Annotated in this window: 21 protein-coding genes; 13 read left to right on the top strand and 8 right to left on the bottom strand. The window is 69.3% G+C overall.

What is annotated here, in order from left to right:
- Positions 1-3 precede the first annotated feature (3 nt).
- Positions 4-480, bottom strand: a complete 477-nt coding sequence (locus MRBLMI1x_RS11065) for a DUF3515 family protein (RefSeq protein ID WP_363458780.1) — start codon at positions 478-480, stop codon at positions 4-6.
- A 22-nt stretch (positions 481-502) separates the two neighbouring features.
- Here MRBLMI1x_RS11065 and thiL point away from each other — a divergent pair, with 22 nt between their 5' ends.
- Positions 503-1,474, top strand: a complete 972-nt coding sequence (thiL, locus tag MRBLMI1x_RS11070; protein ID WP_363458782.1) for a thiamine-phosphate kinase — start codon at positions 503-505, stop codon at positions 1,472-1,474.
- Here the strand turns inward: thiL and rsmD are convergent.
- Complete coding sequence (gene rsmD, locus MRBLMI1x_RS11075; RefSeq protein WP_363458784.1) at positions 1,444-2,052, bottom strand: 16S rRNA (guanine(966)-N(2))-methyltransferase RsmD; 609 nt, start codon at positions 2,050-2,052, stop codon at positions 1,444-1,446. The genes thiL and rsmD overlap by 31 nt on opposite strands.
- Before the next feature lie 38 nt (positions 2,053-2,090).
- Here rsmD and MRBLMI1x_RS11080 point away from each other — a divergent pair, with 38 nt between their 5' ends.
- Genes MRBLMI1x_RS11080 through mutM form a run of 6 tightly spaced genes read left to right on the top strand, consistent with a single transcriptional unit; the run spans position 2,091 to position 7,222 of the window.
- Positions 2,091-4,238: an ATP-dependent DNA helicase RecG gene (locus tag MRBLMI1x_RS11080; protein ID WP_363458786.1), complete on the top strand. Its 2,148-nt coding sequence runs from the start codon at positions 2,091-2,093 to the stop codon at positions 4,236-4,238.
- 42 nt (positions 4,239-4,280) lie between these two features.
- A complete protein-coding gene (gene coaD, locus MRBLMI1x_RS11085) occupies positions 4,281-4,778 on the top strand; it encodes a pantetheine-phosphate adenylyltransferase (protein WP_018188064.1) in 498 nt (165 codons plus the stop codon).
- Between the two features lie 56 nt (positions 4,779-4,834).
- On the top strand, positions 4,835-5,392 hold the full coding sequence (locus tag MRBLMI1x_RS11090; protein WP_018188063.1) for a YceD family protein: 558 nt from the start codon (positions 4,835-4,837) through the stop codon (positions 5,390-5,392).
- Positions 5,393-5,394: 2 nt separating this feature from the next.
- The gene (gene rpmF, locus MRBLMI1x_RS11095; RefSeq protein ID WP_018188062.1) at positions 5,395-5,604 is read left to right on the top strand and encodes a 50S ribosomal protein L32; all 210 of its coding nucleotides are present in this window, start codon (positions 5,395-5,397) and stop codon (positions 5,602-5,604) included.
- 10 nt (positions 5,605-5,614) lie between these two features.
- The gene (rnc, locus tag MRBLMI1x_RS11100; RefSeq protein ID WP_414685597.1) at positions 5,615-6,307 is read left to right on the top strand and encodes a ribonuclease III; all 693 of its coding nucleotides are present in this window, start codon (positions 5,615-5,617) and stop codon (positions 6,305-6,307) included.
- A gap of 6 nt (positions 6,308-6,313) precedes the next feature.
- The gene (mutM, locus tag MRBLMI1x_RS11105) at positions 6,314-7,222 is read left to right on the top strand and encodes a bifunctional DNA-formamidopyrimidine glycosylase/DNA-(apurinic or apyrimidinic site) lyase (RefSeq protein WP_363458788.1); all 909 of its coding nucleotides are present in this window, start codon (positions 6,314-6,316) and stop codon (positions 7,220-7,222) included.
- On the opposite strand, the gene MRBLMI1x_RS11110 is transcribed toward mutM, so the two are convergent.
- Positions 7,219-8,307 carry a GNAT family N-acetyltransferase gene (locus MRBLMI1x_RS11110; RefSeq protein ID WP_116229331.1) on the bottom strand — a complete coding sequence of 363 codons (1,089 nt, stop codon included), beginning with the start codon at positions 8,305-8,307 and terminating at the stop codon, positions 7,219-7,221. The two genes, mutM and MRBLMI1x_RS11110, sit on opposite strands and share 4 nt — an antisense overlap.
- Positions 8,308-8,368: 61 nt before the next feature.
- The gene (locus MRBLMI1x_RS11115; protein WP_018188058.1) at positions 8,369-8,626 is read right to left on the bottom strand and encodes a hypothetical protein; all 258 of its coding nucleotides are present in this window, start codon (positions 8,624-8,626) and stop codon (positions 8,369-8,371) included.
- A 425-nt stretch (positions 8,627-9,051) separates the two neighbouring features.
- Between MRBLMI1x_RS11115 and smc the strand changes: the two genes are divergently transcribed.
- The 4 genes from smc to MRBLMI1x_RS11135 all read left to right on the top strand — a co-directional run bounded on the left by smc (position 9,052) and on the right by MRBLMI1x_RS11135 (position 14,411).
- Positions 9,052-12,555, top strand: coding sequence for a chromosome segregation protein SMC (gene smc, locus MRBLMI1x_RS11120; protein ID WP_363458791.1), 3,504 nt, complete (start codon positions 9,052-9,054; stop codon positions 12,553-12,555).
- Between the two features lie 98 nt (positions 12,556-12,653).
- The gene (locus MRBLMI1x_RS11125; protein ID WP_020097204.1) at positions 12,654-12,971 is read left to right on the top strand and encodes an excalibur calcium-binding domain-containing protein; all 318 of its coding nucleotides are present in this window, start codon (positions 12,654-12,656) and stop codon (positions 12,969-12,971) included.
- A gap of 22 nt (positions 12,972-12,993) precedes the next feature.
- Positions 12,994-13,866: a signal recognition particle-docking protein FtsY gene (ftsY, locus tag MRBLMI1x_RS11130; protein WP_116229029.1), complete on the top strand. Its 873-nt coding sequence runs from the start codon at positions 12,994-12,996 to the stop codon at positions 13,864-13,866.
- Positions 13,867-13,910: 44 nt separating this feature from the next.
- The gene (locus MRBLMI1x_RS11135; protein WP_018188053.1) at positions 13,911-14,411 is read left to right on the top strand and encodes a DUF2004 domain-containing protein; all 501 of its coding nucleotides are present in this window, start codon (positions 13,911-13,913) and stop codon (positions 14,409-14,411) included.
- 5 nt (positions 14,412-14,416) lie between these two features.
- On the opposite strand, the gene MRBLMI1x_RS11140 is transcribed toward MRBLMI1x_RS11135, so the two are convergent.
- The 3 genes from MRBLMI1x_RS11140 to lipB form a co-directional block, all read right to left on the bottom strand.
- Positions 14,417-14,743 (bottom strand): hypothetical protein, encoded by a 327-nt coding sequence (locus tag MRBLMI1x_RS11140; RefSeq protein WP_363458794.1) that lies wholly within the window; start codon positions 14,741-14,743, stop codon positions 14,417-14,419.
- A gap of 128 nt (positions 14,744-14,871) precedes the next feature.
- Complete coding sequence (gene lipA, locus MRBLMI1x_RS11145) at positions 14,872-15,870, bottom strand: lipoyl synthase (protein ID WP_026302967.1); 999 nt, start codon at positions 15,868-15,870, stop codon at positions 14,872-14,874.
- Positions 15,867-16,508, bottom strand: coding sequence for a lipoyl(octanoyl) transferase LipB (gene lipB, locus MRBLMI1x_RS11150; protein WP_363458796.1), 642 nt, complete (start codon positions 16,506-16,508; stop codon positions 15,867-15,869). The genes lipA and lipB overlap by 4 nt, the downstream gene beginning before the upstream one ends.
- A gap of 61 nt (positions 16,509-16,569) precedes the next feature.
- On the opposite strand from lipB, the gene MRBLMI1x_RS11155 reads away from it, so the two are divergent.
- On the top strand, positions 16,570-17,151 hold the full coding sequence (locus tag MRBLMI1x_RS11155) for a TetR/AcrR family transcriptional regulator (protein WP_018188049.1): 582 nt from the start codon (positions 16,570-16,572) through the stop codon (positions 17,149-17,151).
- Positions 17,152-17,163: 12 nt separating this feature from the next.
- Positions 17,164-18,714: a signal recognition particle protein gene (gene ffh / locus MRBLMI1x_RS11160; RefSeq protein ID WP_020097207.1), complete on the top strand. Its 1,551-nt coding sequence runs from the start codon at positions 17,164-17,166 to the stop codon at positions 18,712-18,714.
- 5 nt (positions 18,715-18,719) lie between these two features.
- Here the strand turns inward: ffh and MRBLMI1x_RS11165 are convergent, their stop codons facing one another.
- The gene (locus MRBLMI1x_RS11165; protein WP_363458799.1) at positions 18,720-19,877 is read right to left on the bottom strand and encodes a glutamate--cysteine ligase; all 1,158 of its coding nucleotides are present in this window, start codon (positions 19,875-19,877) and stop codon (positions 18,720-18,722) included.
- Positions 19,878-19,990: the final 113 nt, after the last annotated feature.

Genomic DNA, 19,990 nt, shown 5'->3' on the forward strand with positions numbered 1-19,990 from the left:
GGGTCAGGGCTGCCCCTCGGTCGGAGCAACGCACTTTCCGGTGACCTCGAACCGCTTCGTGATCAATCGGCTGAGCGCCGAGACGGGACCGCTCGACGAGACGGCGTCGTAGTCGAGGATGAGCTCCGCTGCGGGCGTCCGCCCGTAGGTGGCGATCCGGTACAACGGCGCGCGCGAGTCGTCCACGACCCAGTCGACGCCGTCGACCGTGAAGCACGGGAGCGTCGTCGGTCCCGTCGGCTGTGTGCCGCAGGTGAACTGGACGGTCGTCGGGTCGCCCCACGCCGCGGTGGACTGCGCGTCGGTCCAGCGGCGCGACTGATCTCCCAGGACGTCGGGGAGGAGGACCATCACCTGCGCGCAGCGCGGGTCGTCGGCGTTCGGAGCGGCCTGGACGGCGACGGTCGAGGAGCAGCCGGACAAGGCGGCGAACCCGGCCACGAGCAGGGCGAGCGCGGTGGTCGAGCGGGTCCGGGGCATCGCTCCAGGCTACCGTGGACGCATGGGTGAGCTCCGTGTGCGCGATGTGTCCGAGAAGGAGCTCCTGGCCCGCATCCTCCGTGTGCTGGGACCGGCGTCGCGTGCCGAGATCGGCCCCGGGGACGACGCCGCCGTGCTCGCCGTTGCCGGCGGGCGGATCGTGGCCACGACCGACACCCTCGTACACGGGCCTGACTTCCGCCTCGCCTGGACCTCGCCCTACGATCTCGGCTACAAATCCGCTGCGGTGAACATCGCCGACGTCGCTGCGATGGGCGCGAGGCCCACAGCGCTGCTCGTCGCCCTGGCGCTGCCGGACTGGCTGCCGGCGACCTTCGTCGAGGCTCTCGCGACCGGCTTCCGCGACGCCCTCGCCGAACTCGCGCCGGGCTGCGCGGTCGAGGGGGGCGACCTCGCCGTCTCCGAGACGCTCACGGTCGCCGTCACCGCCCTCGGCGTGCTCGACGGAGTGGAACCCGTCCGCCGGTCCGGCGCGCGTCCCGGAGACGAGATCGCGGTGGCGGGTGAGCTGGGCGCGGCGGCTCGGGGCCTTCGGATCCTGTTCGACCGGTTCCGGGATGCCGCCGGCACACCCGTCCCGATCGATCGCGACGTCCTCGCGCCTGCCGAGCAGCACGACCTCGACGCGCAGTTGCGCCCTCGTCCGCCGATCGAACTCGGCGTTCTCGCCGCGCGGGCGGGAGCGACGGCGCTCATGGACGTCTCCGACGGGCTCCTGCTCGATGCCTCACGGATCGCGGACGCCTCGCGCGTGACGCTGTCGATCGATGTCGATCTCGATGACGACGCACTCTCGGGCGGCGAGGACCACGCTCTCCTCGCCTGCTTCCCGGCCGGGTCCACGCCGACCGGCTTCGAGGTCATCGGCCACGTGCGGGTGCGCGGCGACGCCGCCGTCCTCGTGCAGGGCGCCGTCCCCTCGGCGCGAGGCGGCTGGGATCCCTACGCCGACTGGGACTCGGCGCTCGGCTGACCCGCGTCCGCGGCATCGGCGGGGGCGAGCCACCAGAGGGTCGTGTCGCCGTACTTCTTCGCGCGGTCCACGACGAGGCCTGCGGACAGATCGGGCTCGCCGGAGCGGGTGGCCCGTTCGACGACGACGACCGCGGAGCCGGTGAGCCGAGGAGTCAGGAGTGCGAGCGTCGTGGACACCTCGGCATCCGTCATGTCGTAGGGCGGGTCCACGAACACGAGGTCGAAAGACGGTCCGCCGGCGCGGAGGAACGCATCCGCGGAGGACCGGTGCACCGTCACCCGCCGATCCGGGAGACTGCGGGCGACGGCTCGGACGTTCCGCTCGATGACGGATGCCGCGCGCGGCGCCCGCTCGACGAGGTCGGCCGACGACGCCCCGCGGCTCACGGCCTCGAGCCCGAGCGCGCCTGATCCCGCGTAGAGATCGAGGACGGCGGCGGACTCGATGAGGTCCGCGGATTCCAGAGCGCCGAACAGCGACTCCCGCACACGTTCGCTCGTCGGCCGCGTCCCGGCGCTCGGGACGGCGAGCGGCAGCGATCCGGCGGCCCCGGCGATGATCCTCGTCACCCCCACACGATATCCGCGTCGGCGGTCGCTCGTAGACTCATCGCATGGCCTCGTACTCGCTCGACACGCCCCTGCACGAGGCGGTCGGCGACAACCTGGCGAAGGGGCTGAAGCGCGCCTTCCACATGACGACAGTGGGGGAGTTGCTGGGGCACTACCCCAGGCGGTATGCCAACCGCGGGGAGCTGACACACATCGCCGCTCTTCCGGTCGGCGAGCTCGTCACGATCGTGGCCGAGGTCCGCTCCGCGTCGACGAGGCCGATGCGGGGCCGCCGGGGGGAACTCGTCGAGGTCGTCATCGGCGACGGCGAGGGAACCATGTCGCTCACGTTCTTCGGACAGTCCTGGCGCGTGAAGGACCTTACGGCCGGCCGGCAGGGCATCTTCTCCGGCAAGGTGGGGGAGTACCGCGGTCAGAAGCAGTTGACGCATCCCGACTACCAGCTCTTCGACGACGAGGGAACGGCGCGGCTCACCGCGGAGGCGTGGCGGAATCGCCCCATCCCGATCTATCCGGCGACGAGCACCTTCTCGAGCTGGCAGGTCAAGAAGTGCGTGGACCTGGTGCTCCCTGCGCTGACGGGCGTGCCCGAGCCTCTCCCCGACGCCTTCCGCGCCGCTCAGGGCCTTCTCGACGCCCGCACGGCGCTGACCCGCATCCACGATCCGGAGTCCTTCGACCAGATCGATCCGGCACGCGAGACCCTCCGGATGCACGAGGCGTTCGTCCTTCAGGCGGCCCTCCTGCAACAGCGTCACTTCGTCCGGATGATGTCCGCGACCGCCCGGCCACCCGGCGACCTTCTGGCCCGATTCGACGCACGGCTGCCGTTCGAGCGCACACCCGACCAGCTGAGCGTCGGTGACCGCATCGCCGCGGACCTCGTCGCCCCGTGGCCGATGAACCGCCTCGTGCAGGGCGAGGTGGGGTCCGGCAAGACCCTCGTCGCGCTCCGAGCCATGCTCCAGGTCGCCCAGTCGGGCGGGCAGTCCGCGCTGATCGCCCCGACGGAGGTCCTGGCCGCCCAGCACGTGCGTTCCATGGCTCGGATGCTGGGACCCGAGCTCGCACCCGAACTCATGCCCACGTTGCTCACCGGGCAGCTGGGCGCGGCCGAGCGGCGACGGACGGCCCTGCGGGTCGCCTCGGGGCAATCGCGCATCGTCGTGGGAACCCACGCGCTGCTGAGCGAGTCCACGACGTTCGCGGATCTGGGTCTCGTCGTGGTCGACGAGCAGCATCGCTTCGGGGTCGACCAGCGCGAGACGCTGCGCGCCAAAGGGAGTTCGCCGCACGTCCTCGTCCTCACCGCCACCCCGATCCCTCGTACGGTCGCCATGACCGTGTTCGGCGACCTCGACGTGTCGACGATCCGGACGATGCCCGGGGGCCGCGCCGGGATCTCGAGCTTCGTCGCGCCCGTGGGGGAGAAGCCCGCGTGGTTCGCGCGCGTCTGGGAGCGCGTTGCCGAGGAGGTCCGACTCGGGAGGCAGGCGTTCGTGGTGTGTCCGGCGATCGACGCTGCGACCGACGCGACCGACGAGGAGGGTCCCGAGACCGAGGAGCCCGCCCGGACGCGCTGGGGAGTCGTGCAGGCGGCCGCGCTGCTGTCGGGGCATCCCGATTACCGGGACATCCGCGTCGAGATCCTCCACGGCAAGATGCCCGGTGACGAGAAGGATGCCGTCATGCAGGCCTTCGCGCGAGGCGACATCGACGTGCTGGTCGCCACGACGGTGGTCGAAGTCGGTGTCGACGTCCCGAACGCCTCGACCATGGTGATCCTCGAGGCGGATCGATTCGGCGTCTCGCAGCTCCACCAGCTCCGCGGGCGTGTCGGCCGCGGCTCAGTTCCCGGGCTCTGCCTGCTGGTCACCGAGGCCGAACCGTTCACGCCGGCACGACAGCGCGTCGAGGCCGTCGCCGCGACGACGGACGGTTTCGAACTCGCCGAGGTCGATCTCGAGCTGCGCGGCGAGGGTGACGTCCTCGGCGACGCGCAATCCGGTGTGCGGTCGTCGCTGCGGCTGCTGCGCGTCGTCGCCGATGCGGACCTGATCGCGACGGCCCGCGCCGAGGCGGAGCGTCTTCTCGCCGACGACCCGACCCTCGACGGAGCCCCTGGACTCGCTGCGGCGATCGCCGGTCGCGTGAGTCAGCGGGAACGCGCGGCGCTCGCGAAGAACTGAGCCGGGCCGCGGCGCGGGCTCTCTGTCGTTAGGCTCGACGGCATGAACAACCGGATCGCCGTGGTGCCGGGCTCGTTCGACCCGCCGACGCTCGGGCATCTCGACGTCATCCGGCGCGCCGCAGCCCTCTACGACCAGTTGCACGTGCTCGTCGTGCACAACCCCGGCAAAGAGGCGATGCTGCCGATCGCTCAGCGACTGTCGCTCCTCGAACAGTCGATCTCCGAGAGCGACATCGACGGCGACGTCATCGTGGCCGCCTGGAGCGTCGGCCTCCTCGTCGACTATGCGACCGACGTCGGCGCCGGAGTCCTGGTCAAGGGGATCCGCTCCCAAGTCGACGTCGCCTACGAGACCCCGATGGCGATCGTGAACCGGCATCTTGCGCACATCGAGACCGTGTTCCTGTTGCCCGACCCCGCTCACGCCCTGGTGTCCAGTTCGCTCGTGCGTCAGGTGGCGTCGCTCGGCGGGGATGTGTCGCCGTTCGTGCCCGCGCCGGTGGCTCGATTCCTCGACACCGGTGCTCGCGAAGGCTGATCCGGCCCTGGAGCTCCCCGTCACGCGTACGATGGACGACCGTGGTCAGAAAGCGTGTGAGCGGTCCCTTCGTCCTTCCCGTCCGCGACATCCTCCGGGCTCCCGGGGAGATGCGCGAATTCGAGCTGACGGTGCCTGTCGCCGAGAAATGGGGCGAGGGACTCGCCTGGGTTCCGGCGGGTGAAGACGTCCATGTCGACGCTCGTCTGGAATCCGTCCACGAGGGCATCCTCGTCACCGCGGAGATCTCCACGACCTACGACGGACAGTGCAGCCGGTGCCTCACGGACCTGACACGCCCCCTCGAAGTCGAGTTTCAGGAGCTCTTCGGGTATTCTGGGGACGAAGCGACTGACTTCGAGGTTCAAGACGACCACGTGGATCTTGAAACAGGAGTCAGGGATGCGATCGTCCTGTCGCTTCCGTTCCAGCCGGTGTGTCAGCCGGACTGCCCCGGACTTGATCCGTCCACGGGTGAGAAGCTGACCGAAGCACCGGTCACGGAGACTCAGATCGACCCGCGCTGGACTGCGCTGGCCGCCTTGTCGGCCCCACCCACAGACCACGACGGCGAAGCATCACGCCCCGCCGCCGACGACACAGAGAAGAGCTGACCATGGCAGGTAACCCCCCGAAGCGGAAGGTCTCCCGCTCCAACACCCGTTCGCGTCGCGCGCAGTGGAAGGCCGAGGCCCCCACGCTCGTCAAGACCATCGAGAACGGCAAGGTCGTCTACAGCCGTCCCCACCAGGCGAAGGTCGTCACCGACTCGCAGGGCACGGAGCTGTTCCTCGAATACAAGGGCCGCAAGGTCGCCGACATCTGATCGGCGCGTCGTGACAGACGCCACCACCGATCACTCGGTGCTCACACACAAGCTCGGGGTCGACATCGACCCCGAGCTTGTGTCGCTTGCGCTCACCCACCGGTCGTACGCCTACGAACACGGGGGGATCGCTCACAATGAGCGTCTGGAGTTCCTCGGCGACTCCATCCTCGGGATGGCGGTCACCGTCCATCTCTACCGCTCACACCCCGACCTCGACGAAGGGTCGTTGGCCAAGCGTCGTGCGAGCGTGGTGTCGACGGTCGCGTTGGCGGAGGTCGCCCGCGGAATGGGGCTCGGAACGCATCTGCGGCTCGGCCGCGGTGAGGACCAGACCGGCGGACGCGACAAGGACTCCATCCTCGCCGACACGACGGAGGCGCTCATCGGCGCCGCCTATCTGTCTGCGGGAATCGAGGAGGCCACCGCACTCGTCCTCCGCCTGGTGTCGCCGCTGATGGCGGATCCCGAGCGTTACGGTGCGGCGATGGACCCGAAGACCGCGCTCCAAGAGCTCGCGGCACGATCCGGGCGTCCGGTCCCTTCGTACAGCGTCGAGGCCGAGGGGCCCGATCACCACCGGGTGTTCACCGCGACCGTCGCCGTCGGCGAAGTGTCACGAAGCGGCCGCGGCTCCAGCAAGAAGCAGGCCGAGATGGCGGCTGCTCTTGCCGTCTGGCGCGAGCTGTCGGCTCGGTCCTGAGCAGACGTGCCCGAGCTCCCCGAAGTCGAGGTCGTCCGCGCGGGCCTCGCCCCCGCCCTGGCTGGCTCGCGGATCGAGGCCGTCACGGTCCTCGATCCACGATCGCTGACCCGACACGATGGCAGTGCAGCAGATTTCGAGCACCGCCTGACCGGGCGGACGGTGGACGCCGTCGCCCGTCGCGGCAAGTTCTTGTGGATGCCGCTCGGCGACGGCGACGGCCGGGCCGAGTCCGAGGCGATCGTCGGTCACCTGGGTATGAGCGGCCAGATGCTGCTGCGCTCCTCGGGGACGCCGGAGCTCCGCCACGAACGGATCCGGTTCGACATCCGGCATCCCACCCATGCCGATGTCGCTGTGGTCTTCGTCGATCAGCGCACCTTCGGCTCGCTGGCCCTGGACCGGCTGATCCCCACACCTGACGCCGCGGCCGGCGGCTGGGGGAGCGAGGCACCCCTGGTCCCGACTCAGGTGGCGCACATCGCGCGGGACCCCCTCGACCCCGCTTTCGAGGAGACCGTGTTCCGTGCCCGGTTGGCACGCACGCGTTCGGCCATCAAACGGGTGCTGCTCGACCAGACCGTGGTGAGCGGCATCGGGAACATCTATGCGGACGAGTCGCTCTGGGCGGCGCGGATCCACCCGGAGCGCTCGGCTGACGACCTCTCGTCACGCGCGGTGCGCAGGCTCCTCGACGAGGTTCGGGCAGTGCTGCACCGAGCCCTCGCCGAAGGGGGGACCAGCTTCGACGCGCAGTATGTGAACGTCAACGGGCAGGCCGGCTACTTCGCCCATTCCCTCAACGCGTACGGCCGCACCGGCGAAGCCTGTCCCCGCTGCGGCACACCGATCGTGCGCGTGAGCTTCACCAACCGGTCGAGCCACTACTGCCCCAGGTGTCAGCGCCGGGGCTAGCCGAGCACCTTCTTCCACGCTCCGATGTACGCGGCGGGTGCGAACCCGATCGCCTCGTTGATGCTGAGCATGGGACGGTTCTCCTCGGCGTTCCAGGTGATGATCCTCGGTGACTGGGGTGCGATCTCCCGCCAGCGGAGGATCCCGGCGCACTTGATGAGCTGCCCGAGTCGGTGTCCCCGGTGTTCGCGGAGCACCAGGGTGTCCATCTGCTGGCTTGTCGCGGTCGGGTCCGCGCCGGAACACAGCTCGTTGAAGGCGACCACCTGACCGGAGGCTTCGTGGACCGCCGCGGTAACCAGCACGGTCTGTCCGGCCTCGAGGTAGCGAGCCTCGTGCCGTCCGAGGCGTTCGAGATCCCATACCTCCTCGTCCACCTCCAGGCCGGCGGCCGGAGCATCCGTAGACATGCGGGACTTCGCCCACGCGAAGCTCTCCCGATACCGGTCCGGCACGGGCAGCGTCCATTGCTCGACCCGGTAGCCGGCCGCGTGAACCAACGCCTCTGCCTGCATCGCCGTGACCGTCGACAACGACGGCTCGATCTCGAGAATGCTCTTGCGGTCGACCTGTTCGAGGGTGTGGCCGTGGCGTCGGTAGTAGCGCGCCGGACGATCGAGCGGGATGGTCCCGAAGCCGGTGGGAGCGGCCAGTCGTTCCGTCGGGGCCCCGGGGTGCGGTTCGGGATGCTCCGCCCAGGACTCGAGGACGGTGCGACCCGCCTTCCGCGCGGTGTCCTCGACGACGCCGAGAAGCTCGCTGCCGATGCCTCGACCCTGGACGCGCTCGAGGAGCTCGATGATCCAGTAGGCGACCTGCGACCCCTCCTCTGCGGGGATGTCGACGATGACCCGGCCGACGACGTCGTCGCCGACGATGACGATCCAGCTGCGCTTGTCGTTGTCGGGGTTCTCCTGGAAGTGCGGCAACAGCTGCGCCGCGGTCGCGGCTTCGTCGTCGTTGTCGCTGATCTCTCGATAGATCTCGTTACGGACGTCGACCATCGCGAGGAAGTCGGCGGCGTCGGGCGCATCGACGGATGCGGGAACGGTAAGGGGACGGAGTTCGTAGGGTGCGGTCGTCATGGTCTTCTTCCGGGACGGAGTGTGGTCGGGGGCTGCGACGGTGTCGCAGCCCCCGAGAGGGTCATCGACGCGGGGCGAGGAGCGCACGGCGGCGGTCCCATTCGGCTTCGCGCGCATCGCGGGCGAGCCGCTCTCGGCGGCGGGAGTCGATCTGTTCGCGATCGGCGCCGGGACGGGTGCTCCACAGGAGCAGTGCCAACGCGAGCCGCAGGGCCAGTCGGTCGATGATCGTCTGACGGGCGGTGATGCCCGTCGGGGTGGGATGCTGCAGCGCGGCGATGACCGCCGAGGTGCGCTGCGGCGCGGTGAGAGTGCGCATGAGGTGATCTCATTTCGATCGTTGCAGTGAGGTGCCGCGAGCGCGGCGGAGTATCGTGCCGCAGCACGAAGGAGCACGTCCGTGTCCGGGGCCGGTGGCCCGGCGAACACGGGGTGGTGAGGACGCGGAACGTCCGGGGGCAGGGAGGCGCACTCCGTCCGAAGACGGAGCTCACGTGAGGCGGCGGTTAGTGGCCGGTGTGAGCGCGGGTGTCCGCAGCGGCGCCGAAGGAGACGGTCCCCGAGGCGAACGGGAACGCGATGAACGCTTCTCCAGTGGGCATCATGTCGATAATCATGTCGAGGACCTCCTTTCTCAGACTTCTGACGCGAGCCCCGACACTAGCGTCGCCCCGGGCGCGCCGTCAAGAGACGGCGACGATTCGTCCGCTAGCGTGGACGCGACGACGACACCGGAGGCCCCTCATGCACCTGAAGAGCGTGACGCTCAAGGGGTTCAAATCCTTCGCGCAGCCCACGACGTTCGCCCTCGAGCCCGGGGTGACGTGCATCGTTGGCCCCAACGGGTCAGGTAAGTCGAACGTCGTCGACGCGCTCGCCTGGGTGATGGGGGAGCAGGGGGCGAAAACGCTCCGCGGCGGCAAGATGGAGGACGTCATCTTCGCGGGCACGGCGACCCGTGGTCCCCTCGGTCGTGCGGAAGTGCAGTTGACGATCGACAACTCCGACGGTGTCCTGCCGATCGAGTACAGCGAAGTGACGATCAGCCGGACGCTGTTCCGGAACGGGTCGAGCGAATACGCCATCAACGGCGAGACCTGCCGGCTTCTCGACGTCCAAGAGCTCCTGAGCGACTCCGGTCTCGGCCGTGAGATGCACGTCATCGTCGGTCAGGGGCGCCTCGACACGGTTCTCCAGGCGAGCCCCGAGGATCGACGTGGCTTCATCGAAGAGGCGGCGGGCATCCTCAAACATCGCCGCCGCAAGGAGAAGACCCTCCGCAAGCTCGATGCCATGGAGGCCAATCTCACGCGGCTCAGCGACCTCGCCGGTGAACTCCGCCGACAGCTCAAACCGCTCGGCAAGCAGGCCGAGATCGCCCGTGAAGCCGCGACGATCGCCGCCGTCGTCCGCGATGCGAAGGCACGACTGCACGCGGACGAGCTCGCGCGGCTCCGCGCCGAACTGGCCGATCACTCGCAGAACGAGCAGGAGCGTCACGCCGAGCGACTGGTGCTGCAGGACCGCGCCGAGGGATTCCGCCGCCGCATCGAAGAGCTCGAGAACGACCAGCGTGCCGAAGCGGTCGACCGCGCTCGCGCGATCACGTTCGAGCTCGGCCGCGTTCAGGAGCGGCTCCGCGGGCTCTATTCGCTGGCAGGACAGCGTCTGTCGCTTCTCGAGGACGACACGCAGCCCGCCGAGGCCGGCGCGACGGTCACCCAAGCGGTCATCGACGAGGCGCGCGCGGAGATCGGTGAGATCGGCTCCGGCTTGGGCACTGCGCAGGATGCCGCTGCTGCCGCTGCTCGCGAGGTCATCCGCGCCCGCGCCGAGCTCGATGCCCTCGACACGGACATCGCCGCCCAGAGCGCCCTCGTCTCGGAACACGACATGCGGCTCGCATCCCTGCACGGGCGTTTCGAGGCCGCCACATCGAAAGCAGAGGCACTGCGCGCCGCGGTGGAACGTCAGCAGCGTGCGCTCGATGCCGCGGAGCAACGTCGGAACGAGGCCGAAGCGGCTCTCGCCGAGATCGAGCCCGCGTCGGAAGGACCTGCGGACTCCGCAGCGGAGTTCGCGGCCGCATACGATCGCGCGCAGCGGGAGGCGACGGAGGCCGAGAGCGGGGTGGGCGGGATCCGTGAACGGCTCCACGCCGCCGAACGCGAACGGGAGTCCCTCCTCGCAGAGACGGCAGCGCTCGGTCGAGCCCTCGACATACGGAATGCGGCGGCCGCGGTCGTCGACCGCGGAGGCCCCGGCATCCGTGGAATCGTCAGCGATGCCATCCGGGTCACGCCGGGCTTCGAAGCGGCGGTCGCCGCAGCGCTCGGTGCGCTTGCCGACGGCGTCCTGGTGGACGACCTCGAGACCGCCCGCGGCGTCGTCGAGACTGTCCGCGAGCACGACCTCGGCGTGGTCGACATCGCGGTGGCGGACGGCGCCGCCGCGCCCGGACCAGCGGTGCCCGGGGAATGGACCTGGGCCGCCGACGTGGTCGACGCGCCCTCGGGTGTTCGCGCCGCCCTCGCGGGGGTGGCGATCACCGCAGACCTCGAAGACGCGTATGTCGCAGCGCGGACCGCGGCGGACTCGGGCGTCCACGTGATCGTCGTGACGCGCGCAGGCGAGACCGTCACGGCCAGCACCGTCCAAGCCGGATCCGGACAGTCCCGGTCGCGCATCGAACTCGGCGCCGAGCGGGATGCCGCGAGCGAGAGACTCACCGAGGTCACGGTGGTCGCCGATTCGCTACGGGAGGCCCTCACCGACGCCCAGGCCCGGTGGGATGCCGCGCGTCAGCGCACCCGCGAGACGCTGACCGCGCTCCGCGAGCACGACTCCGCCCTCGCGGCTCACGCGGAGCAGATGAACCGGGCCACCGTCCGCCTCGAATCCGCCGCCGCCGAGTGCGAACGTCTCGACGCCGGGCTCCGCCAAGCCGAGGCCGCGGCCCGAGACGCCGAGACGGCCGCCCGGGCCGCGGGGGAGGCGTATCGCGCCGCCGAGGAGTCACCGCGGCCGATCCTCGACGCGTCGGCTCGCGACGGCCTGCTCGACGCGCTCGAGTCGGCTCGGACGCGTGAGATGGATACGCGCCTCGACGTCGAGACCCTCCGCGAGCGTGTCCGCGCGGCCGAGTCGCGCGTCGCCCAGCTCGAGCGCCAGCGTGAGCGCGAGCGTGCAGCCGCCGAAGCCGCGGCACGGCGTGCCGTGGTCCGACGGGCGCAGCGCGCCGTTGCATCGGAGGTCGTGGCCGCGTTGCCGCCCGTCCTCGACTCGATCGATCGATCAACAGCGCAAGCACGGGTCGAGCTGGAGCGTGCGGAGCAGACGAGAACGGCCTTGACGGCGGAACTGGCGGAGCTCCGCAAGGAGGATGCGGGGGTCCGCGAGCGGTTGTCGCGGGTCACCGAGTCGGTGCACGGTCTCGAGCTGCAGATGCACGAGAAGCGTCTTCACGTGCAGAGCCTCCTCGAGCGGGTCCAGTCTGAACTCGGTCTCGACGAGAGCATTCTCCTCGCGGAATACGGTCCGGATGTCCCCATCCCCACCTCGGACGAGGGGGCCACTGAATCGTTCGATCGGACCGCTCAGCGACGCCGACTCCAGGAGGCGGAACGCAAGCTCTCGCAGCTCGGACGCGTGAACCCGCTCGCGTTGGAGGAGTTCGCGGCGCTCGAGCAGCGGCACTCCTTCCTCACTGCTCAGCTCGACGATCTCGTCCGTACCCGGACGGATCTGCTGACGATCATCGAGGGGCTCGACGAGCGGATGCAGACGATCTTCCTTGCGGCATTCGAGGACACGAAGGTCGCGTTCGGCGAGGTCTTCCCCATCCTCTTCCCGGGAGGCACGGGATCAATCTCCCTGACCGATCCGGACAACCCCTTGACGACGGGGATCGATGTGGCCGTGCGCCCCGTCGGGAAGAAGATCGAACGACTCTCGCTCCTCTCGGGCGGTGAACGTTCTCTCGCCGCCGTGGCCCTGCTCACCGCCATCTTCAAAGCGCGACCGAGTCCCTTCTACATCCTCGACGAGGTGGAAGCGGCGCTCGACGACGCGAACCTGGGTCGACTGCTCGGGGTGTTCGAGCAGCTACGGCAGTCGAGCCAGCTGATCGTGATCACTCATCAGAAGCGGACGATGGAGATCGCTGATGCGCTCTACGGCGTCTCGATGAGGCAGGACGGCGTCTCGGCTGTGGTGGGACAGCGGGTGCGCGAGCGCGCGACGGCGTGATCGACCGCGTCCTGTGTGTAGCCTGTGAGCGGGGGAACACGACGTATCCCACACGATCGACAGGGGTGGGAATGAAGGTTCGTACGAGCGTGCGCCGGATGGCGATGATCGCAGTTCTGGCCGTCGGGCTGGCGGGAGCACCGGCGGCGGCAGCCGTCGCAGCACCGGGGCCGGCGGCGTCGGTGACGGCGGCGCGGATGGTCCCGGCGGCGAAGCCCGTCGTGAAGACCTACAAGAACTGTACGGCGCTCAACAAGGTGCATCGGGGCGGCGTCGCGAAGGCCGGCGTCACCCACAACAAGGTCAACGGGAAGAAGCGGGCCTTCGGGGTGCGGCCGACGTTCTCGACGGCGCTGTACAACGCCAACAAGAAGATGGACCGCGACAAGGACGGCATCGCCTGCGAGAAGGGCTGATCCGGTCAACTAGCCTGGGATCATGGCGGAGAGCTCCTGGTCCCTTGGTCGCGCACTGCGCGGGTTGTTCGTCAAGCCGACGATCGATGACGACACGTGGGAGGACCTCGAGACGGCTCTCCTGACGGCTGACTTCGGTCCCGACGTCACCGAGCGCATCGTCGACGAGCTCCGCGAGAAGGTGGAACGGTTCCGGACCACGGATCCGAAGGACCTCCAGCGGATGCTGCGCGAGACCCTCGAGGAGCATTTCGCGAAGTTCGACACGACCCTCCGCCTCAGCGAGCGTCCGGCCGTCGTCCTCGTGGTCGGCGTGAACGGGGTCGGTAAGACGACGACGATCGGCAAGTTCGCCCACTACCTCCGGCGCTTCGGCCGAAGCGTCGTCGTCGGCGCAGCCGACACCTTCCGCGCTGCGGCCGTCGACCAGCTCGCCACGTGGGCCGAGCGCGGCGGGGCGGCGATCGTGCGGCCTCAGCAGGAGGGGCAGGACCCGGCATCCGTCGCGTTCCAGACGATCGACTACGCGATCCGCACCGGGACCGAGATCGTCCTGGTCGACACGGCGGGTCGGCTGCACACCAAGGCGGGTCTCATGGACGAGCTCACGAAGATCCGTCGGGTGATCGAGAAGCAGGCTCCGATCAGCGAGGTCTTGCTCGTGCTCGACGCCACGACGGGGCAGAACGGTTTGATGCAGGCTGAGGCGTTCCTCGAGCACGCGGGTGTCACCGGCCTGGTGCTCACCAAGCTCGACGGGTCGGCTCGCGGTGGCTTCGTCCTCGCCGTGCAGGAGCGCACCGGTATCCCGGTGAAGCTCCTCGGGCAGGGTGAGGGGGTCGGCGACCTGACCGGATTCACGCCTCACGTGTTCGCTTCGGCGCTCGTGGATTGAGCGAGTCGGTCGCGCGCAGGCCCCGAGGCTGGTTTCATTGAGACATGGCGATCGAGCACGACTACTTCGGACTCCTCGAGTCCGGACCCGACGGGTCGATCTTCTGGTCTGAAGTCGTGGACTTCGGTGATCAGCGGGTCACCGTCGACCTGACCGCGCCCGATCAGGATGACGTCTCCATCGACGCGCTCGACGTGGCCGCCGCGATGATCGCCGCGCTCGAGTCGATCGACCTCCGGGCCCGTAACGCGATGGTGTCCGAGCTCGACGACCGGACGAGCGAGGTGACCGAGTTCATCCTGCAACAGCAGGAGATCCTCGGGGAGGACATCGAGGACTTCCTCGTGGACGTCTCCGGCGACACGCACATGGACGTCATCCGTTCCCTGCAGCTGATGAGCATGACGATCCTCGCCGACGAGCACGGGGGCAAGGACCCGTTCGCCGTCCTCGAGTACGCGCTCGACCCCGATTCGACCGACGATGTGCTTCTCGTCAACCTCGATGTCTCCGGCGCGGTGCAGTCGGTGACCAGCGCCGACTGACCCGGTCAGCCCTTCGACGCGTGGGCCCACTTGAGGGCGTCTCGCAGCGTCGCGAGGTCGCGGTACCACGTACGGACTTCGACACGGCATCGCACCCGCTCGACGCGGGTGTCGTACTCACCGCACTCGGCGAGTGCCTCCGAATCGGTAGGCGGGTACTCCGCTGAGCCGTCGTAGTAGTGGATCTCGAAGCCGTTCTCCGCATCGCCGGTGACCGAGACCACGGTGTCGGCGGGTGGTTCCGCGGTGGGCGCTGAGGCCGTCACGTGGGGAAGGACTGCCGCCGAGAGAGCCAGCCCGAGGGCGGCGGTGACGGTGAGAGGTGTGCGCATGATTCTCCTTCATCGGGATGCCGAGGTCCGGCATCCCGATGAAGGTACGGGCGCCCTGCGCCGCCGCGTCCTGCCGACACCGACCCGGCGGAGACCGTCGCGCTGGAGGCAGCTGTGGAGGAAGCGGGTCACACCGCCTGGGCGAAGCCGGCCTCGTCGGCCTCCGCGGCCAGATGCGCCAGGGCGGCCGGGATCTCTCGCCCCTTCGATCGCATCGATCGTGCCCACAGCCGGCCCGCCCGGTAGGACGACCTCACGAGCGGGCCCGCCAGAACGCCCAGGAAGCCGATCGATTCGGCGAGTTCGCGGAGTTCCACGAACTCCTGCGGCGTGACCCAACGGTCCACGGGCAGGTGCCGGGGCGTCGGGCGCAGGTACTGGGTCAGCGTGATGATGTCGGTTCCGGCGGCGTGGAGGTCCCGGAGGGCCTCTTCGATCTCGTGTCGCTCCTCACCCATTCCGAGGATCAGGTTCGACTTCGTGATCAATCCGGCATCCCGTGCCCGGGTCAGGACTCCCAGCGACCGGTCGTACCGGAATGCCGGTCGGATCCGCTTGAAGATGCGCGGCACCGTCTCCACGTTGTGGGCGAAGACCTCCGGCCGAGCCTCGAACACGACGTCGAGGAGTCCCGGATCGCCGTTGAAGTCCGTCGCGAGCAGTTCGACCCCGGTTCCGGGATTGTCCGCGTGGATACGGCGGACGGTCTCGGCGTTCAGCCAGGCGCCGCCGTCGGGGAGGTCGTCGCGCGCCACGCAGGTCACGGTGGCGTACCTCAATCGCATACGGCTGACGCTCTCGGCCACGCGCCGAGGCTCATCCGTGTCGTAGTCCGCCGGCTTGCCGGTGTCGATCTGGCAGAAGTCGCAGCGGCGCGTGCACTGGGAGCCGCCGATGAGGAACGTCGCCTCCCGGTCCTCCCAGCATTCGAAGATGTTCGGACAGCCCGCCTCCTGGCAGACGGTGTGCAGGCCTTCGTCCTTCACCAGTGTCTGCAGGGCCTGGTATTCAGGGCCCATGCGGGCCTTCGTCCGGATCCACTCGGGCTTGCGTTCGATCGGGGTCTGCGCGTTGCGGACCTCCAGACGGAGCATCCGACGGCCCTCCGGCGACGCGGACCCGCTCATGCGGCGACCTCCGCCCCGAACTCCTCGGCGAACGCCGCGCTGACGGTCGGCAGCACCTCGGCGGGGGTCAGGTCCCGACCGAGGACCGTGCTGAGGGTCGTGACGCCGGCGTCCGCGATCCCGCACGGGATGATGCGGCTGAACGGCTCGAGCGTGTTGTCGCAGTTGAGGGCGAATCCGTGCATCGTGACGCCGGCCTGCACCCGGACCCCGATCGCCGCGATCTTCTCGACAGCTCCCCGGTGTTCGACCCACACCCCGCTGCGGCCGTCCACGCGCATCCCCGGGACGCCGAAGGATCGGGTCACGCGGATCAGGATGCTCTCCAGCCGACGGACGTGAGCCACGACGTCGACGGGCTCCGTCAGGCGAACGAGGGCATAGCCCACCAACTGGCCAGGACCGTGCCACGTGATCTTGCCCCCTCGGTCCACGTCCACGACGGGCGTGCCGTCGATCGGCCGCTCGTGGGCCGCGGTGCGCGCGCCCGCGGTGTAGACGGCGTCGTGCTCGAGCAGCAGCAGGGTGTCTCCGCGGCGGCCATCGACGATTTCGGAATGCAGCTGACGCTGCAGCGCCCAGCCCTCTCGGTAGGGCACGAGGTCGGGCGACAAGCCGACCGTCCGGATCTCGATCACGTGAGCCTCCTCAGGGGTTGTTGGACTGCGTGCAACAATACGCCCCCGGTAAGCTCGTCGCATGACGTCCGGCCGGCCCCGCGCGTCGTCTCGGGAAGTCCTGTCCGAGGCGGCCTGCGAGCTCTTCCTCGAGCGCGGCTTCGACGCGACCTCGATCACCGACATCTCCCGTCGCGCGGGCGTGAGCCGGTCCAGCTTCTTCAACTACTTCGAGTCGAAGGAAGCGATCCTCTGGTCGTCCCTGGACGAGCGCATCGACCGCCTTCGCGGCGACGTCCCGTTCATCGACCCGGCCGCTGCTCTCACGACGCTGTGCCGCGACCTCGAGCCCGACAGTCTCGCCCTCGCTTTGGTCAACACCGAGGCCATGGGGCTGACCGACGAGCTCGAGCGCGGCGCCGCGGTGCGCCACGCCAGGATCGCGCGAGCCGTCGCGGCATCCGTCATCGCACACGGCGCCGATCAGGTCGAGGCTGCAGTGTGCGGCGCGGCGCACGCCGGAGCCGTGATGGTCGCCATCGAACGATGGGCGCGCGGCGGGGTGGCCCGCGCGACGCTGGCGATGGAGCTGGCGCACGCCCTGGTGGTGGCGGAGGTCACTCTCCCGTGGAGCCGGGCGGGGGACTCCCGCTCTCTCGACTAAACTCGATCCATCATGGCTACCTTCGGCACGCTCTCCGATCGTCTCACCGAGACCTTCCGCAACCTCCGCACGAAGGGGAAGCTGTCGCCCGCCGACATCGACGGCACCGTGCGCGAGATCCGTCGCGCACTGCTCGACGCGGACGTCGCACTGCAGGTCGTCAAGGAGTTCACCGGCAAGGTGCGCGAGCGCGCACTCGGTGACGAGGTCAGCCGGGCGTTGAACCCGGCTCAGCAGGTCGTCCAGATCGTCAACGAGGAGCTCGTCGCCATCCTCGGCGGGCAGCAGCGCCGTCTGCAGTTCGCCAAGCAGCCCCCCACGGTCATCATGCTGGCCGGTCTCCAGGGGTCCGGTAAGACGACGTTCGCGGGAAAACTCGCCAAGCAGCTCGAGAAGGACGGTCACACTCCGCTCCTCGTCGCGTGCGACCTCCAGCGCCCCAACGCCGTCAACCAGCTGACCGTCGTCGCGGAGCGTGCCGGCGCGGCCATCTACGCGCCCGAGCCGGGCAACGGCGTCGGTGACCCGGTCAAGGTCGCCCGCGATGGCGTCGAGCACGCGCGACGTCAGCAGTTCGACACCGTGATCATCGACACGGCCGGCCGCCTCGGCGTCGACGCCGAGCTCATGAAGCAGGCCGCCGACATCCGCAAGGCGACCGCGCCGGACGAGGTCCTCTTCGTCATCGACGCGATGATCGGTCAGGATGCCGTGAACACGGCCAAGGCGTTCCAGGACGGCGTCGACTTCACCGGTGTCGTGCTCTCCAAGCTCGACGGCGACGCACGCGGTGGTGCCGCGCTGTCCGTGGCCTCCGTGACCGGTCGCCCCATCATCTTCGCGTCGACGGGTGAAGGCCTCGACGACCTCGAGCCCTTCCACCCCGACCGCATGGCGAGCCGCATCCTCGACCTCGGCGACATCCTCACCCTCATCGAGCAGGCTCAGCAGGCCTTCGATGAGGAGGAGGCGCAGCGCGTCGCTGAGAAGCTCGCGACCGAGCAGTTCACCCTCGAGGACTTCCTCGAGCAGCTCCAGCAGGTCCGCAAGATGGGCTCGATGAAGAAGATGCTCGGAATGCTGCCCGGTATGGGGCAGATGAAGCAGCAGATCGAGAACTTCGACGAGCGCGAGATCGACCGGACCGAGGCGATCATCCGCTCCATGACGCCGGGAGAGCGCCGCAATCCGAAGGTGCTCAACGGCTCGCGTCGCCTCCGCATCGCCCGCGGCTCGGGCATGACGGTCACCGACGTGAACCAGCTCGTGCAACGCTTCGACCAGGCGGCCAAGATGATGAAGACCGTGGCTCGCGGCGGCGTCCCCTCGATGCCGGGGATGGGTGCTGTCGGCGGCAAGCCGGGCGCCTCGAGCAAGCGCGGGAAGAAGCAGAAGAGCGGTGGCGGATCGCGCTCGGGCAATCCCGCCAAGCGCGCGGCCGAGAACGCGGGCATCACGTCGGCGAGCACGGCGGCATCCGGCTCCGGGTTCGGGCTCGGCGCACCCGCTCAGCCGAGCGAGGCCGACCTCGCCGAGATCCAGAAGCTCTTCGGCAAGGGCTGAACGGCTCAGCCGACCGAGACGATGTCCCGGAGGCTGGGTCCGCCGCGGAATTCCCGGATGAGGTGGTGGACGACCTCGCGCAGGTCGCCGTCGGCGGCATCCGCGACTCGGATCTGTCGCTCGTAGCTGGCACCCTGGTCGAGGATCTGGGCGACGCCGGCGAATTCCTTCGCGCAGTGGAGCTCCGCGGCGATGGGCGAGAGCGAGTCGACGATCTCGCGGAGATGGTCGGCGACGGGTCGTTGCCGCCCCTCGCGGTCGACGATGACGTCGGCCTGCAGTCCGTAGCGTGCGGCCCGCCACTTGTTCTCGCGGACGAACCACGGCTGGATCGTCGGGAGGGCCCGCCCCTCGTCGAGCATCCGCGAGAAGTGCTCGGCGAGGACCTGCACGAGGGCGGCGACCGCCGCGAGTTCGGGGAGCGTGGACATGCCGTCGCACGCGCGGATCTCGATGGTGCCCCACCGTGGTGCCGGTCGGATGTCCCACCGCACCTCGGTCGCATCGGCCATGACCCCCGTGCGCTCCATGTCGCCCAGGTAGGCCTCGTACTCGGCCCACGACTCCAGCGGCCAGGGGAGCCCCGCCGTCGGGAGCTGCTGGAAGACGAGGGCGCGGTTGGACGCGTACCCCGTGCGGTCGCCGGCCCAGAACGGACTCGAGGCGGACAGCGCCTGGAGGTGGGGGAGATACGCCGAGAGCGCGTTGATCATGGGGAAGACCTTCGACACGTCCTCCACCCCGACGTGGACGTGGATGCCCCAGATCATCATGTTGCGCCCCCACCACTGGGTCCGCTCGATGAGCTTGTGGTAGCGCGTCTTGTCCGTGACCTGCTGGTCGTACCAGCGTGCGAACGGGTGGCTGCCGGCGCAGAGGAGCTCGACGCCCAGGGGATCGGTGACCGTGCGGACGAGATCGATCGCATCCCCGATGTCGTCCACCGCCGCCGCGACGGTGTCGCCGACGCCGCTCGTCACCTCGATGGTGTTCGTCAGGAGCTCGCCCGTGACCGTGTGACGCTCGTGCCGCGTCTGCTCCTCGACCTGGTCGAGGATGCCGAGGGCCGCCGGCACGAGATCACCGGTCGACCTGTCGGCCAACATGATCTCCCATTCGATACCGACGGACGAACGGGCGGATGTGGCGAAGGTCACCGTCATCGGCCCAGTGTGGCACGCCGATCCGGCGGTTCGCGGCATCCCTCTCCATCTGGCAGAATGGACGGTTGGACCGCCTTGCCCGACCCTCTATCCGGCTCGGAGGTCCACCGCAG

It is taken from the genome of Microbacterium sp. LMI1x-1-1.1 (genome assembly GCF_040676205.1).
Lineage (GTDB): Bacteria > Actinomycetota > Actinomycetes > Actinomycetales > Microbacteriaceae > Microbacterium > Microbacterium aquilitoris.